Here is a 15574-nt window from a genome sequence, read left to right as displayed (position 1 = left end):
TGTGCCTTTTTAGGGGCAGGGGCAGCGACCCTGAGCGGCGGGTTGAGTATGGGTTTTCTGCTATGGATAAGCGATGTTTACAGCAGCAGCAAAATCTACGATGAATACATTCAGATACTGCCCCTCATCGTCTTTCCGGAAGGACTGCTGAACGGCATCATCATGACCGGAATGATGGTGTTTTATCCCGACTGGATCCGCACCTTTGATGCAAAAAAATATATTGATGATCAGTAAGGGAATCTAGCCCGATAGTCACAGGAAACGTGGTTGTTAAGAGCCGTTGCTGGAATATCATAAAGAGCTATAAAAGCCGTTACTCGTAGCTCGACGTCACAAAGAGCGTGACTTGTTCGTTGCTCGGAAAAGCCTTCTAAATAGTTTCAGGATTAAGCGATCAGGTTAAACACTTTGTAAGAGCGTTGTTGTATAGGTCGGGTGAAGGGCAATAACGAGCAACGTTAATGCTCTTCCCTGACCGGACGTTTTTGCAGCTTGCGTTGCAGGGTGCGTCGGTGCATCCCTAATGCCCGGGCGGTGGCGGAAATATTGCCTTCATGCTCGGTCAGCACTTTCTGAATATGTTCCCACTCCAGTCGGCCAACGGACATCGGTTTGTCAGCAATCTCGACATCCGGGTCGGGTTCGGTGCCTTTCAGTTTTGCCAGTATCTGGTCGGTATCGGCCGGTTTAGCCAGATAATCGGTGGCTCCCAGTTTAATTGCTTCTACCGCTGTTGAGATGCTGGCATAGCCGGTGAGAATCAGAATTTTGATATCTGCATTCACCGCTTTTAACCGGGGAATAAGGGTGATACCTGAGGCACCGTTCATCTTCAGGTCGAGGGTTGCCAGGTCTGGGGTAAACTGTTCGAGCATCTGCAGCGCCTGCTCGGCAGAGCTGGCAACCGCTGTTTCATAGCCGCGACGTTTAACTGCCCGGCTTAGCACCCGGGTGAAGGTTTCGTCATCATCGACAATCAGAAAACGCAGAGGCGTTGAATTAGTATCCATAGTGAGAACTCTCCTTGACGAGTGGCAGTTTAACTTCGGTGAGTGTGCCACCGTTGGGATGATTAAACAGGCAGACTTCACCGCCATAGCTATCCAGAGCAGATGCTGTTAGAAATAATCCTATTCCGAGGCCTTTCCCCTTGGTGGTGATAAATGGGCTGCCCAGACTTTCCGCTTGCTCCAGGGGAATTCCCGGTCCCTGATCATGAATGGTGAAGACTATCTGTTGCTCGTCAGATGAAAGTTGGATCTGCAACGGTTGATCCGAGGCATCCGCGGCATTATTCAACAGGTTGATAAAGGCCTGCTGTAACGGAATCGAGCTGAAAATGGCTGGCTGTCCCTGCAGATTTATCACCGGCGGGTTAAAACTGGCTGTTGGGCGCAGCAAGTGCCAGCGATCCATAATCTCATGGAAAAATTGCTCAGCGGGCAGTGCCCGGGCCTCCTTCTGCTCCTGTTTTACCGACTCCGCGAGGTGCTTCAGACGGTCGGAACAGTTTTCCACCTGCGCCTGCAGTATCTCGATATCCTCAAGCAGTTCAGCATCATCACTGTGATCCAGTTTCATCTCATGCAGCAGCACTCGCATGGTGGCCAGTGGCGTACCCATTTCATGGGCGGTGCCCGCGGCCATGGTCGCCAGAGAGAGCAGTTGATGGTTGCGCAGGCTGGATTCTCTGGCGCGGTTAAGTTTCAATTCCTGACGCTGCAGGTTTTCGCGAATATTAACTACAAACCAGGTGATGAGTGCCGCGGTGAGAATAAAATTGATCCACATGCCTGCCAGGTGAAGGTCCAGGAGTGCAATTGCCTGATATTGATGTCCGGTATCTGGCAGGTTGATGGGGATAAAGAAGTGCATCAGCAGAGAGTAACTGAGGGTGACCAGCAGTGCGGTCAGCCAGGTATAGTGCCGGGGCAGTGAGGTCGCGCTGATGATCAGCGGGATCAGCAGCAGCGCTGAAAACGGGTTGCTCACCCCGCCCATCTGGTACAACAGACAGACATAAAAAGCGATATCGGCAATCAGCTGGAAGAAGAATTCCAGTTGGGTCAGCGGCAGCGGGGAGTTCAGGCGTAACAGTGATAGCAGATTCAATAGCGCCATCGCCAGCAGTGCGAAGGCGATCAGCCAGAAGTTAAGGCTGACATGCAGGCCGAAGAACAGATATAGCAATAACCCGCTCTGGCCAAAAATAGTGACCGTACGGATATAACTGAGCTGTAGTAGCTGGTGGCGGGTATTGCTGATGTAGTTCATAGCGCTAGCTTGGCAGAAAGCAGAATTATAACCAAGAGCGTTGTGTCACGAATGTGGCAGATTGTCGCATTGTATCGGTTCAATAGTTGTAAGCGGCCGGGTTTCTTTGATACTTTGCTGTATCTTGTTAGTCTGGCAGGCGAGTCTCCGGTTTAGCTTAGCTGTTTTTGCGAATATAAAACGAATTTGAATATGGAACAGAACAGGACAATTAGATTGCTCTTCGGGTTAATCCTGTTGGTAAGTACGGCGCCTGGTTTTGCTCAGAATCAGACGTCACTGAGCTGTAATTCCGGTGAGGTGCCTGCGTATATAATCACCTATGATCATGTGATTACCCGGTTGATTGATGAACAAGCGGATAAGAAAGCCCGCCAGGTGATTACCGCAAGCAGTGATGCCAGCGTCTATGAGGAAACCGGTGAGATGCTGGATAGCGCAGCAAGGCTTCGTGGTGAAATAGTCTACACCCCCTACCGCAAGCAGCGCTGGGAAACCTCGGATGCGATATACACCTACCACTCTGTCGGCGATATCGCCCGAGTGCGGCTGCATCCGCTGATTGAGAAGAGTGCAGTCCCTTATGTACTGTTATCCCCGGGTGATTCTGTGCGAACCATTGCCGGGTTTCAGTGTAACTGGCGTGAAGAAGATCTCGCCGGAGTGCAGACAACCCAGCGCTGCGAAGCGGTTTTTTACGGCTGGACCATCCCGTTATATACCCGAAAAATAGCCCAGGGGCGGGATATCCTGTTTTCTGAAGCAACGGATATCAGTCAGCAGTGTGTCAAAAAAGAGCGCTTATATGTGCCTGAAGATAAGCCCTGGAAGTTTTCTGAATGAAGCTTCTTATACGATAGGTAGATCGAAAAACAGGGATGATTCGGTCAGTTATTAATCAGATCGACGCTTGTAAATTGAGCGGTTTCTTTGATACCGTTACTTTATCTTATTGAATAACTATTGAGTTCTGCGGTTTTTCTAGCGCAGGCACGTCAAATGGCAGGGAGCCGCTTGATTGAATACCGCTATCCCCTCACTTTTATCGAAGCCAGCGCGCAATTTCTTACTGAAACTACATACCTGTTTGGCACTTGAAAAACACACTGCTTAACCATTTTTAGATTATCAAATGGATTTGAATATGAACCGGAATTTTCTCTTTCGATTACAGACTTTATTAACGCTGCTTGTCGTTGTGTCGAATAGCTATGCGCGGGATCAACAGCCTCTTAACTGTGATCTTGATGAAGTGCCTGCTTATGTGATTCATAAAAAAGTTATCACTAAACTTATGAATGATGATGCAGATTTTAAAGGTAAGCAGACCATCATAGTCTCGAAGGATATGAAACTGACTGAAGAACAGGGTGACATGCTTGATATCCCAGCAAGGTTTCGTGGCGAAAAAATATATATTCCATATCAGAGGTACTAGTGGGATATGGCTGACCGGGTTTATAAGTATTCCAGTCCTGAAAATATTGCGACGGTTCGTCCTCATCTCGATCAGAGAGATAGCTCTTTTCCTTATGAGTTATTGGATGAGAAAGGCACTGTGAGATCTCTCTCTGGCTATGAATGCAACTGGACAGAGCATGAGGTTGCCGGGATACAAAAGTTTGAACTGTGCAATGTCCTTTTTTATGGCTGGACAGTTGATCTTCTCAGTCGGGAAGTGGCTCAGGGCCGGGATAGGCATCTGTCAGAAACCATCGATATCTCCCATGAGTGTGTTAAAAAAGAGCGAATCGCTGTTCCAGAAAACAGATCCTGGCAGCGGCTCTAAACAAATTGGACGTTTAAAATTCACAAGGATTGTTATGATCACGCTGACTCAAGAACAACAAAAGCTAATAAATATATTGTGTGAAACCCTTCCTGAGCTTTTAGTCGATCAAGTAAAGAAACAAGTTGAACAACAGCTTAGAAATAGGGAAAGCTTTGACTATGCTCTTACCGAATCGCTAAGTGAATTTGATAAATCTACTCAATGCTACCTGGGTGTCGATGGTAAAGATGTTGAAACCCTGCTTTTTCTCGGTGATCGATTGCTAGGGGCGTTGGCAATAGATAGAACTCTTCAGGAGTTTGAAGAGGAAATAGAATCAGTTTCTGATGGGGTATTAGTATTAGCCGACCTTTGTAGTAAAAGTGGGTATGCCATTTTTCATTTAAACGGTTACGATGATTATCATATTTTTGTTGTTTCTTATAATAAAAGAACGGTCTTTCGACGGCTTGCTGAAAGTTGTGAAATGGAGCTGACATATATAAAACCTCAGCAGAGAGGTTATAAAAACTTTCATGTTTCTAAACGTAAGGCTGGCCGTGAGTATCTAAGGAATGTATTTAAAAAGGCAGGAGCACATGCCCAAAAGATGGGGTTGAAACCATTGTTACTTGGCGTATGTGGCGAGTGTGAAGCATGTCGGCGTATTACCAGAAATTTCTGGGAACCCTCTTTAGGAAGCATTTTTGAAGGCTTTTACATTATTCAACTTAGTGGACCTGGATCCTATGTGGAGTTGATGAAGTGTGGGTTAAGTGGCACTAAAAGGCCATTCCTGGTGAAAATGGACGGTGATGGTCGTATTCTTGATGATATTCTGACGGGTGAAGATATATATGCTTCAGGAGAGTTGTTAAGTGATATAGCTAATATTATCGATATTTTTCTATCAAAGAATGCATCAGAAAAAGAATATGTTATGAATCATGTTCAAAATAATGCGGCTTTAATCGCTTCTGTTAAAACAGATGATATTGAGAATGCTATTGAGTTAATTGAAAATAAAGGAGCTGAAATTAACCCTCCCTCTTTTAACCTTTTTGCATGTATTCAAAGTGATAATGTTGAGCTTGCCCAATATTTACTTACCCAAGGGGCTGATGTTCACCATATTGAAGAAGAGCAGCCACCACTTTGCACCGCCCTGTATCGTAAGAATTATAAGTTGGCTGAATTTCTGGTAGATAACGGAGCCAGAGTGGACCTCTATATCCCACGTGTGAAACGCAATACGCTTGGATTCGCAGCTGGAGGTGAATCATTACCTCTTCTCGCAAAAATATTGGCAGCCGGTGCTGATGTTAATCATCGAGGTATCTTTGGAAAGACTGCTATTTTTGAGGCTGGATCACATTTTGCAATGCATTTAGCCCTGATTGAGGCTGGGGCTGACCTGCGGATGCAGGATGACAATGGGGATACCCCTCTTCATGCGCTTGCGTTCAGTTTCAGGTATCGGCTGGACATTTGCGCACAGATGATAAAATTATATCTTGATAATGATGCTAATGCCTTTATTGAGAATAATAAAGGTGAAAAAGTGTATGACTGTTTGAGTGATGAGCAAAAAGCAGGCTTTAGTTATGGAACACTTCAGCGGTTAATGATGAATTAGTTTTTGTGGTTTTTTAAATGTTAGAACGAAATATTTACTGAGTTGATTGATTGTAGAGGGGTATCAAACACACTGCGGCTACTACTCTATCAGTACTGGCTAGGTGTGTCTTTTTCTGAGGGAGAAAGAGTCTGCAGGCGCAACCACTGCTGCTGGAACATTCACTGCTGAAACATGGTGCTGATCCCTCATTGAGGGATCACTACGGCCGGACTATAAGCGATTACGCTGATGATCCACAGATTGAAACCCTATTGAAAGAGTATTGATATGGCCGCCCGGGAATTGGATGTCTTGGGTGTGATGAAATGAAACGTTCGGCCGTGGTCAGTTTTCATACAGCCCTTCCCGGGTGATTTTATCGAGGGTATCTGTCCCCATCATCGCCATAGTGACTTCCAGTTCCTCTCGTAAGATTCTCAGCATATGGGCGACCCCGGTTGCGCCTGCCACGGCGAGTGAATAGAGCTGTGGCCGGCCGACCATCACCAGATTGGCACCCAGCGCCAGTGCTTTATAAACATCGGTGCCGCGCTCGATAGCACCGTCCAGAATCAGTGGATAATCAGGGCCTGTTGTTTTGCGGATGGCGGGCAGCAGCTCTATGGCGGCGGGGATTGAGTCCAGCGTCCGGCCGCCGTGATTAGAGACGATTACGCCTTCGATACCCATCTCTTTGGCTTTTAGCGCATCTTCAGGATGGAGAATCCCTTTCAGAATGATGGGCAGATCGGTTTGCTGTTGCAACCAGGCGATCTCTTTCCAGGTGGGAGCTTCGGTCATCATTCCCTGAAAAACGATACTCTGTTCCGGTGTCAGTGTTTTGCGGGGCAGGGGCGGCCTGGCGCGCAGATTGACGGGCTCGACCGTTTGGGGGAGGGTGAAACCCGCCCGCTGAGCCCGGTTGCGAATACCATGCAGTGATGCATCAATGGTGACGATGAGTTTACTATACCCGGCGGCTTCAGCACGTTTTACCAGATCGCGGGTAAATGTGAGCGATTGCTGAAAGTACAGCTGAAACCATTTTGGCGAGGTTAGCTGCGCGGCGATCTCTTCAAGACTAAAGCTCGACAGGGTGCTGACAACCATACCGGTTTCCAGGGCACTGGCTGCCTGTGCTGTCGCGATCTCTCCCTGGGGGTGCACCAGCGTATGAAACGCCACCGGCGCCAGAAGAATCGGATGACGAAATTGTTCCCCCATGAACTCTGTTGCCGTTGTGCCCTGGGTGCAGTCGTTGAGCATGCGGGGCAGCAATTGAATCTGGTCCAGCGCCTGGCGGTTGCGGCGCAGGGTTAACTCGTCAGCGCCGCCCCCGGCGATATATTCATAGATAGGGTGAGGGATATGCTGTCGGGCATAACGTGGGTAGTCTGATACAGAGACCAGGTCAGATGGAATCTGTGACAGTGGTGCCTGGGGGATATCTGACATCGATCAGTCCTGTTTATACGTGTTATTAATGTACTGTTTAGTTGCGTTGTTATGCCGTTCTAAGTATCCGCCAGTTGACGGATCAGTCGATGATAAACGGCGGTGAGACGAACCACATCGGGGTGTTGATGGTGATGCTGCATCGTGAGTGACTGCACCGATTGATCCAGATCGTAGAGCATCTCACGTTGTTCATGCTCTCTGACCATGCTTTGTATCCAGAAGAAAGCCGCCAGGCGGCATCCCTTTGTCACCGGGGTTACCCGGTGACGGCAGGTTGATGGATAAAGAATCATATCGCCTGCGGAGAGCTTCACCATGTGAGTGCCGTAACTGTCCTCTATCTCGAGTTCCCCCCCCTCATATTCGTCGGCTTCGCTGAAGAAAATAGTTGCAGACAGGTCGGTGCGAATCCGGGTGTGGGTACCCGGTGCAATACGGATGGCGTTATCTACATGAAAACCGTAGGTTTCTCCGACATCATAGCGGTTGAACATGGGGGGGAGTATTTTTAAGGGCAGCGCCGCAGAGATGAATAGCGGATGCTGTGCCAGGGCATTGAGAATGCAGTCACCCAGTTGCTGTGCTAAGTCGGAATCGACCGCGAGTTGCTGGTTGTTTTTTATATTTGCTGCCTGGTTGCCGGCGGTGGTTTTGCCATCCTGCCATTGAGCCTGCAACAAATGGCTGCGAATCTCTGCGGCTTCGGCTTTGCTGAATACCGATTCTATTGGAATAATCATAGTGATCTCACCTTAAAGGGTTGCCGTCCGTGGCAGGTATTGCTCCATCATTTTTTTGAAGTGCTCCTGTTTAGAACTTGTAGCTCAGTGTCAGGTTAGCCGAGCGTGCATCACCGATATAGACGATGCTGCCTCCCCGATAGACGGCGGTGTAGTACTCTTTATCCGTCAGGTTCTGAATGTTGGCGCGCAACTCAAACTGATTGTTGAATTGATAGGTTGCAAACACATCATAAACGCTATAGCCGGGAATGCTGACCCTGCCTGAGCTGCCGGCATCTGGCTGGCCGCCCTTAATTTCACTGGAGTAGGTGGCATTGCCTCCCACCGCGAATTTGGGGGTGGCCTGGTAACGCAGCTGCAGGTTGGCACTTTCATCTGCGAAGTTGGCTTTAGGTAAACCGACGTTCTCCGCGTTAAAGGATTCCAGTGTTTCTGAGTCCATCACCGCGATGCCGAACTGACCACTGAGTTTAGGGGTAAGGTTGCCGGATAATCCAAGCTCTACACCTTCGACCCGGTTTTTGCCGGTATTGAGGCTACCACCTGACTGGTAAGAGTCATTACCTCCTTCGATGACATCATCTTTGGTAATCCGGAACACGGCCGCAGTCAGCAGCAGTTTTTCATCCATCAGATTCCATTTGGTGCCCAGCTCTAGATTGATTGACTGTTCGGGCTTGGCGTTGGAGTAGTTGCCATCGGCATCGGTACAGATACCGCCATAACCGCAGTTGCCTGCTGAGTCAGCTTCACCACCATTGATATTGGAAGAGCTGCTGACGTTGGCGTAGATATTGCCATCTTCCCAGGGTGAGTAGACCACCCCAAGGTGACCATTGAGGAAGCCATCTTCATACTGATAGGTTTTTTCCGGCACCGGGCCACCGCGACCATTCGAGGCTGCCAGCCACAGATCATATTCAAAGTAGTCATAGCGCAGTCCGCCAAACAGCTCCCAGTCCTGATTCAGGGTGATAGTGTCCATCAGGTAAGCTGAAGCGGTATTCAGGGTTAAATCAGTTGTCGGGCTATGCTGCTTAGTCGCACGGTTGGTGCTGAAATCGATGTTGTACGCATTGCCATCACTTCTGCCAGTGGCGAGAAACGCATCAGTTGCCCCTTTGACCTTTTCCTGAGCCAGCTCGATTCCGGTGATAATCGTATGGCGCTTGCCGCCGATCTCTTTATCAATGATCAGATTGGTCTGGTTGCCGACGTAAGTATTGTCCTGCCAGCCGGCAAAGGTACGGTTGCTCAGGGTGACAGGAGTGGTACGCGAAGCCTGTTTGGTGGTCGAGACATAATCGTTGGTGGTTTTGCCGTAACGGGTTTTATTTTCCAGACGGGTCTCACTGTTCAGTTGGTAATCGAACGTCAGGGTAAGCGTGTCTGCGCCGGAACGCTGGAAATCGAGATTCTTGATACCCGGGTAGCCCTGTCCTTTATAGGGTTTACCATCGACTAACCGTGTCCCCAGATCGGGCCGGTCATCGGCGCGGTAGTGGTAATAATCGGCTGAAACTTTCAGATCTTCGCTCGCCTGATAAACTCCGGACAGCAACGCCCCCTGTCGCTGTTCATCGGCCGGATCCCGTGCGGGAATGCCTGCCTCACTGTAGAGGACGTTAAAGCGGACGGCCAGATCATCATTGATAACCTTGTTGCTATCCAAGGTGTAGCGTTGATAGTCGTCAGTGCCGAGACCGCCAGATAGTTCGGTGAAATCATCATCCAGACTGGCCTTTTTAGTCACACTGTTGACTGAGCCACCGGTCGAGCCGCGCCCGGCAAACGTTGAGCTGGGGCCTTTACTGATCTCAACCTGTTCCAGGGCAAAGGTATCCCGCGAAATCAGCCCCGGCTCGCGCAAACCGTCGGTAAAGATATCGCTGCGTGCCTCATAACCCCGGATAATATAGCGGTCACCAAATGAGTTACCGCCTTCGCCGGTTCCCAGAGTAATGCCCGGTTGTGCACTGAGAATATCTTTCAGCTCGGTCTTACCAGAGTCTGCAATTGCTTCTTTGGTCAACACCGTCATGGTAGCCGGTGTTTCAGCGATATCGCGGCTGTGTTTACTGCCAGACAGTTTTTTCGCTTTGTAGACCGCGCCGGGCTGGGCATAGGGGTTACTGTCGGGCTGAATCGCATTATCTTCAACCACCAAAGAGTCAAGTCTGACCTCTTCGGCGTTAACATTCGCAATAAATGTTGAGGATATCGCCAGTGCCAGAGAGCTTGCGACAGTACCTGATGACAGAGTGCTCCTGGGTTTTGCACGCAGAGAGGTGGGACGGTGTAAATTAGACACTTATTGCTCCTTATGTGTTTGTGAATCAATCTCTTATTGATTCAGTTTAAAAACGATCGGAATGCTGATGGTGAGCTTCGACTGGCTCATATCCACTGGAAATGGAGGCAGGGGGGAAGCGTCTTGCAGCATTTTTTTTACGGATCGGTCGAGTCTTGAATAGCCAGAGCTTTGCTGTATCCAGGCACCTTCTATCCGTCCGCTGCTGAGTACGGTAAACGTCAGTATGGCGGTGCCTTCATGGCCCTTTTTGCGGGATGATTTGGGGTAACGTTTGTACTTTGCCAACGTCGCTGCGATAAGTGAGTAATAAGTCTGACTGGAGCCTGCGTGTCCGCCGGAGGTCAGCGCACTGGCGCTGCCCGTCGATATTTTCTGGGCTGCCTCCTGATCCTGAGTATCCTTATCAGCAGTGGTTGCCGGCTGGGCCTCCGCTAAGCGGGTTTCAGGTAAAGGCGTGTCAGTTGATTTCGCTTTCGCTATGTCAGTGAGCGTCGCCTCTTTCTTCTGTTTTACCGTCAGTTCGGCGCGCTGCTTCATCACAGTCGGCGGGTTGACCGGCGTTGGATCCGGCGGGATCTCGACGGGTTCACTAATCTCTTGCTGTTGTTCCGTTTCGATATGCGTTGCGATAGGGGCTGCAGTCGCTTCGGTTGTGGTGGCGGTTGCTGTACCCAGATCACCGAGCATACCCAGATCGATTTCGATTCCCTGCTCTCCCTCTGCCTGGGCGCCACCCAGGGTGAGATGGGTCAGCAGCAGGATGGCACTCAGATGAAGTAAGATTGCGGTGATAATCGCAACAAAACGCTGACGAAGTGAGATCATTCCAGTCATCATCCTTCCTGTTTTCGGGTGATCAGTGAGACATGGGTTAAGCCTGCTGCTTTGATGTTGCGCAGGATCTCCTGCAGTGTCTGCGCCTCCAGGCGGGCATCCGCTTTGATATGGACCCTGAAACTATTGCTATCTTGGGTTGCATCGAGTTTGCTGATCAGGTGTTGGCTAAGTTCACTGATGCTGAGCTGATTGCCATCGATAAACAGTGTTCCGGTGGCGCTAACCAGTAGTTCCACCGAGCCGCTGTCGTCCAGATTGGGGGCTATAACAGACCCCGGAAGCTCTATTGGGACTGCATCTGATGGCTGAACCTGGCCCGCAATCATGAAGAAAATCAGCATCAGGAAGACAACATTGATAAGCGGGATCATATTGTCATCATTTTGTGGCCGTCGTTTGGCGGTTTCAGTTGTCAGCATCAGGGCAACACTCCTGTCAGGGACACATTAATGGCACCGGCTCGCTTGAGGTTGTCCAGCAGGGTCAGCATCGACTGGGTTGACACCTGAGGCTCCACATCAAGGGCGAAAATGGTGTGCGGATTTTGCGTCACCAGATTTGTCAGTGCTGACTGGTCTGTTACCTCATAATGTTGTCCGGCTGCGCTGAATGCCGTGCCGCCCGAATGCAGGGTGATGAGCAGCACCTCGTCAGATGATTGTGCAGCCTGTGCGGCGGCCGGCAGGTTGATCTGTTTGAGTTTGATAAAACTGGACGAGAGCATAAAAAACAGCAGCAGAATGAACACCACATCAATCAGCGGCGTCAGGCTGATCGCTTGCCGGCGTTGTACCCGGCTCAGATCAGGCAGCATGTGTGGCCTCGCGGGCTTCGATGAACGCATCTTTGACCGGCGCCTGTTGGATGGCCGTGTCTTTAGCGTTTGCAACGCTGTGCAGTGGTTGTTGGGTAAACACCTGGGTGACAGCATCGTTCATCAAACTGGCGATGCGCTCTACTTTCCTGTCGAGACCGTTAAACGCAACCACCACAGGGATCGCTACGGCCAGACCTACCGCCGTGGTCAACAATGCTTGCCAGATCCCCCCGGAGAGCACTGCAGGGTCAACCTGACTGCCCGCCGCTTCCATCTGCTGGAAGGCACTTATCATCCCTAAAACCGTCCCCATCAGCCCCAGTAACGGGCTTAAGTTGGCAATGACCTCTAACGGGCGAAGTAATGAACGACACTGATTTAGCTGATGGGTTGCTTTGCGGCTTAACTCTTTTTGCAACAGGTCCGGGTTTTGTTGTTGGCGGATGCCAGTCATCGCCGTAGACACCAGAGCGGATACCGGGCGTGTAGTTATCAAAGCGTTGGAAGCTTTGTCTGCCAGACCCATTTTCCAGTAGTGCAGCGCCTGTTCAACATCTTTGGTGCTCTCCGCTTTGAGCAGGGCAAACTGCCACAGCTTTATGAGGATGATGCTCAGGGAGAGGATGGACATGCCCGCCAGGATCCAGACAACCGGCCCGCCAATATCCAGTAATGATTGAATCTGCCCCAGGCTATCTGCCAGCGGGAGATCGAAAATACTATTGCCTGTATCTGGGCTGCCGGTCTCTGGCAGACCGGTCTGGAAGTCGGGTGTCAGCAGCGTCTCGGTATGACCTGACTGATCAGAGGCAAAATCGGGTACGTTGGTGAGTTGCTCCTCAGAAAGAGTGTTGGTTGGTTCAGCCAGTTCAGTTTCAGAAAGCCTGGATTCAGCAGGGGTAACTTTAAGCTCAGGTTGTGCAACCTCTGTGGTGAGCGTTTCAGTTGAATGCAGTTCTGCAGGGGTGATAGTGGTAGCCAAAACGTAACCTCGTAGCTTGAAAAATTTCAGTCAATCGCTGCCGGGCCCTGATTTTTATGGGGCGTTGTGGGCAGTCGTTACCGACCTGTCTGATGAGTTCTGTATGCTAATTATTTTTAGATGCGAATGCAAACGATTCTCAAATACAAAACAAAATAATTCTCATTAATCTTAAAGGTGAAGCCTTGAGCATCTTCGGTGCTTATTCGAAGTGCAAAGTGCTGGGGGTAGTGAGGGCTGTGAATTTCAGGGTAGCCGCGGGGTGTTAACACGTTTGGTTGCGCTATAACAATTGCTGTTATTCACGCTGCCTGTCACAATCTACGTTCTTCTGTGTGGCGTCATTTTGTGTGACGTGAGTGTGTTGTAGCGTTTTAAACAGCACATGATATCGCCTCGATGAGGCGCCGAAGCTCCGCCAAAAAACGCTATATTTTTTAAATATCAGTGGGTTGCGGGTAACTAATTATGTTCAAAGGGATATTGCATCATTATGTTTGGCGTTCCGATTCACTCGTTTTATCTGATCCTGCTGGTGATTATTCTGCTGGTCAGCGGCAGTCTGATTAGTTCCCGCATTGAGCGGCAGCATCCTGACAAAGATTACACCGAGCTGCGACAGCGGGTGCAGTCCTGGTGGCTGATGATCGGTATTCTGTTTGCTGCGTTGCTGTTTAACCAGACCCTGGCGGTGGTGTTTTTCGGCTTCCTCAGTTTTCTGGCCCTCAAAGAGTTTCTTTCGATTGTGCCAACCCGACAAACTGATCGTCGGGTAATCTTCTGGGCGTATCTGTCGATTCCTGTGCAGTACTACTGGGTGGCCATTGGCTGGTACGGCATGTTTATTATCTTCATCCCGGTGTATATCTTTTTACTGTTACCGGTGCGGATGGTACTGCTGGGTGAAACCCGGGGCTTTATCCGCTCCGCGGGAATTCTCCACTGGGCAACCATGCTGACGGTCTTCTGTATCAGTCATATCGCTTATCTGCTGGTTTTGCCGGTGAAGAATGAAGCTGCAGGTTATATCGGCCCGGTACTGTTTCTGCTGTTTATGACCCAGTTCAACGATGTCTGTCAGTATATCTGGGGCAAAAAACTGGGGCGGCATAAGATTATTCCCAAGGTCAGCCCGAACAAAACCTGGGAAGGCTTTCTCGGCGGGGTTGCTTCCATCACCTTGCTGGCGGGGCTGACTGCACCGTTACTAACGCCGTTGCTCTGGTGGGAGGGGTTGATTGCCGGACTGCTGATCAGTGTTAGCGGTTTCTTTGGTGATGTGGTGATCTCTTCGGTTAAGCGGGATCTGCAGATTAAAGACACCGGTAGCCTGATTCCTGGACATGGCGGTATTCTGGATCGAATGGATAGTCTGATGTTTACCGCGCCGCTGTTTTTTCATTTCCTGTTTTATAGCTACTATTGATCGGCGGAGTTAAGCCCATGGATAGACTGATTAAAGTGCTGTTTTTTGCTCTGCTGGTTAAACCGGTGGTGCTGTTGTTGCTGGGGTTGAATGTTCGCGGCAGGAATAATCTGCCGGATAAGGGGCCGGCTATCGTTATCGCCAACCATAACAGCCATCTGGATACGCTGGTGTTGCTCAGCCTGTTTCCATTGTCGATGATCCATAAAGTACGTCCGGTGGCCGCAGCCGATTATTTTCTCGGTAATGGTGGTTTTCTCGCCTGGGTGGCATTGAAATGTATCGGTATTATACCGCTGGATCGCAGTGGTGGTGCCGACCGTGAGGCGTTATTCAGCGGTTGCACCCGGGCATTGGCGAATAGTGAAATTCTGGTGCTGTTTCCTGAAGGCAGTCGGGGTAAGCCGGAACAGCTGAGTCGTCTGAAAAAAGGGGTTTATTATCTTATTAAAGATCGTGCAGATATTCCGGTGGTGCCAACCATGCTGCATGGTCTTGGCCGGGCACTGCCTAAAGGTGAAGCGCTGCTGGTGCCTTTTAACTGCGACGTGGTGATCGGTGAAAATCTGACTGATCGCGAAAGTGCCGCCGGATTTATGAACTCGGCGACCGAATCGTTTAAACAGTTATCCGGCTATTGCCTGACCCTGCCTGCTGCTGAAGCTGATGATGTGGCGGTTTAATCAGCTTCAGATGGGGTGTTGCTGTTAACCTCGCGCAGGGCTGATTTAGCGCGGTTAATAATGGTGACCGCCAGCAAAACGATAATCAGCAGTAATACCGCGCTACTCCATATTCCCGGGTTAACGCCCAGGGCATAGAGAAACCCCAGCAGACCAAAAAACAGTGCCCGGTCACTCTTACCTGAGGGGCCGTCATAGCGGCGGCTGGCACCGATCTGCACAGCGACAACGCCGATCATCTCGCTCATTACCGCGAGTAGTGCCAGGATAACCAGCAGCGGAATATTGATACCCGGCAGCGCGGCAAACGCCAGAAACAGGGCGCTGTCGGACACAACATCGCCCATCTCATTGAGAATGGCCCCTTTCGGGGTCGACATGTCATGTTCGCGGGCGAGCATGCCGTCGATATTATTCAGCGCCATGCGGATAAACATCCAGATGGGCACCGATAGCCAGATGAGTGGCGATAGATTCAGTAGCAGCGAACCAAAATAGAGTGCGGCTGCCAGCGCAACAGAACCGGCCAGTGCCGCAATAGTGACCTGATTCGCTGTGACGCCAGCGGCTGCCAGGCGTTGCGTGATCGGGCGGAGAATATCGGAGAACGCACTTTTAAGCTGATAAACGCTGGGCATGAATAAATCC

The 15574-nt window shown here is 50.0% G+C and carries 16 protein-coding genes and 1 pseudogene; 7 read left to right on the top strand and 10 right to left on the bottom strand.

Annotated features, from left to right (window positions below; genetic code table 11):
• Positions 1 to 237, top strand: a pseudogene (locus ACQY8X_RS04585) (energy-coupling factor ABC transporter permease); the annotation flags it as partial.
• Between the two features lie 224 nt (positions 238 to 461).
• On the opposite strand, the gene ACQY8X_RS04580 reads toward ACQY8X_RS04585, so the two are convergent.
• Together ACQY8X_RS04580 and ACQY8X_RS04575 are read right to left on the bottom strand one after the other, a co-directional pair.
• Positions 462 to 1013, bottom strand: coding sequence for a response regulator transcription factor (locus tag ACQY8X_RS04580; protein WP_428033966.1), 552 nt, complete (start codon positions 1011 to 1013; stop codon positions 462 to 464).
• Positions 1003 to 2277 (bottom strand): ATP-binding protein, encoded by a 1275-nt coding sequence (locus tag ACQY8X_RS04575; RefSeq protein ID WP_428033965.1) that lies wholly within the window; start codon positions 2275 to 2277, stop codon positions 1003 to 1005. The genes ACQY8X_RS04580 and ACQY8X_RS04575 overlap by 11 nt, the downstream gene beginning before the upstream one ends.
• 216 nt (positions 2278 to 2493) lie before the next feature.
• Here ACQY8X_RS04575 and ACQY8X_RS04570 point away from each other — a divergent pair, with 216 nt between their 5' ends.
• The 4 genes from ACQY8X_RS04570 (at position 2494) to ACQY8X_RS04555 (ending at position 5684) form a co-directional block, all read left to right on the top strand.
• Positions 2494 to 3120: a hypothetical protein gene (locus ACQY8X_RS04570; protein WP_428033964.1), complete on the top strand. Its 627-nt coding sequence runs from the start codon at positions 2494 to 2496 to the stop codon at positions 3118 to 3120.
• Between the two features lie 301 nt (positions 3121 to 3421).
• Positions 3422 to 3715 carry a hypothetical protein gene (locus ACQY8X_RS04565; protein ID WP_428033963.1) on the top strand — a complete coding sequence of 98 codons (294 nt, stop codon included), beginning with the start codon at positions 3422 to 3424 and terminating at the stop codon, positions 3713 to 3715.
• A gap of 6 nt (positions 3716 to 3721) precedes the next feature.
• Complete coding sequence (locus ACQY8X_RS04560; protein WP_428033962.1) at positions 3722 to 4066, top strand: hypothetical protein; 345 nt, start codon at positions 3722 to 3724, stop codon at positions 4064 to 4066.
• Between the two features lie 34 nt (positions 4067 to 4100).
• Complete coding sequence (locus ACQY8X_RS04555) at positions 4101 to 5684, top strand: ankyrin repeat domain-containing protein (protein ID WP_428033961.1); 1584 nt, start codon at positions 4101 to 4103, stop codon at positions 5682 to 5684.
• Between the two features lie 327 nt (positions 5685 to 6011).
• On the opposite strand, the gene ACQY8X_RS04550 is transcribed toward ACQY8X_RS04555, so the two are convergent.
• From ACQY8X_RS04550 to ACQY8X_RS04520, 7 genes are all read right to left on the bottom strand, one after another.
• Positions 6012 to 7121: an alpha-hydroxy acid oxidase gene (locus ACQY8X_RS04550; RefSeq protein ID WP_428033960.1), complete on the bottom strand. Its 1110-nt coding sequence runs from the start codon at positions 7119 to 7121 to the stop codon at positions 6012 to 6014.
• A 59-nt stretch (positions 7122 to 7180) separates the two neighbouring features.
• Positions 7181 to 7864 (bottom strand): Fe2+-dependent dioxygenase, encoded by a 684-nt coding sequence (locus tag ACQY8X_RS04545; protein WP_428033959.1) that lies wholly within the window; start codon positions 7862 to 7864, stop codon positions 7181 to 7183.
• A 70-nt stretch (positions 7865 to 7934) separates the two neighbouring features.
• A complete protein-coding gene (locus ACQY8X_RS04540; protein ID WP_428033958.1) occupies positions 7935 to 10178 on the bottom strand; it encodes a TonB-dependent receptor in 2244 nt (747 codons plus the stop codon).
• A gap of 33 nt (positions 10179 to 10211) precedes the next feature.
• Positions 10212 to 11015, bottom strand: coding sequence for an energy transducer TonB family protein (locus tag ACQY8X_RS04535; RefSeq protein ID WP_428033957.1), 804 nt, complete (start codon positions 11013 to 11015; stop codon positions 10212 to 10214).
• On the bottom strand, positions 11015 to 11437 hold the full coding sequence (locus ACQY8X_RS04530; RefSeq protein ID WP_428033956.1) for an ExbD/TolR family protein: 423 nt from the start codon (positions 11435 to 11437) through the stop codon (positions 11015 to 11017). Before ACQY8X_RS04530 ends, ACQY8X_RS04535 begins: the two co-directional genes overlap by 1 nt.
• Positions 11437 to 11832, bottom strand: a complete 396-nt coding sequence (locus ACQY8X_RS04525) for an ExbD/TolR family protein (RefSeq protein WP_428033955.1) — start codon at positions 11830 to 11832, stop codon at positions 11437 to 11439. The genes ACQY8X_RS04530 and ACQY8X_RS04525 overlap by 1 nt, the downstream gene beginning before the upstream one ends.
• Entirely contained in the window at positions 11822 to 12817 is a 996-nt protein-coding gene (locus tag ACQY8X_RS04520; protein WP_428033954.1) for a MotA/TolQ/ExbB proton channel family protein, read from the bottom strand. Before ACQY8X_RS04520 ends, ACQY8X_RS04525 begins: the two co-directional genes overlap by 11 nt.
• Positions 12818 to 13310: 493 nt before the next feature.
• Here ACQY8X_RS04520 and ACQY8X_RS04515 point away from each other — a divergent pair, with 493 nt between their 5' ends.
• On the top strand, positions 13311 to 14243 hold the full coding sequence (locus ACQY8X_RS04515; RefSeq protein WP_428033953.1) for a phosphatidate cytidylyltransferase: 933 nt from the start codon (positions 13311 to 13313) through the stop codon (positions 14241 to 14243).
• Between the two features lie 17 nt (positions 14244 to 14260).
• Positions 14261 to 14926, top strand: coding sequence for a lysophospholipid acyltransferase family protein (locus tag ACQY8X_RS04510; RefSeq protein ID WP_428033952.1), 666 nt, complete (start codon positions 14261 to 14263; stop codon positions 14924 to 14926).
• Here ACQY8X_RS04510 and ACQY8X_RS04505 read toward each other — a convergent pair.
• Positions 14923 to 15564 (bottom strand): CDP-alcohol phosphatidyltransferase family protein, encoded by a 642-nt coding sequence (locus ACQY8X_RS04505; protein ID WP_428033951.1) that lies wholly within the window; start codon positions 15562 to 15564, stop codon positions 14923 to 14925. The genes ACQY8X_RS04510 and ACQY8X_RS04505 overlap by 4 nt on opposite strands.
• Positions 15565 to 15574 lie beyond the last annotated feature (10 nt).

This window comes from Amphritea sp. (assembly GCF_050300915.1).
In the GTDB taxonomy this organism is placed as follows: domain Bacteria; phylum Pseudomonadota; class Gammaproteobacteria; order Pseudomonadales; family Balneatricaceae; genus Amphritea.
This window is presented reverse-complemented; position numbering and strand designations above follow the sequence as displayed.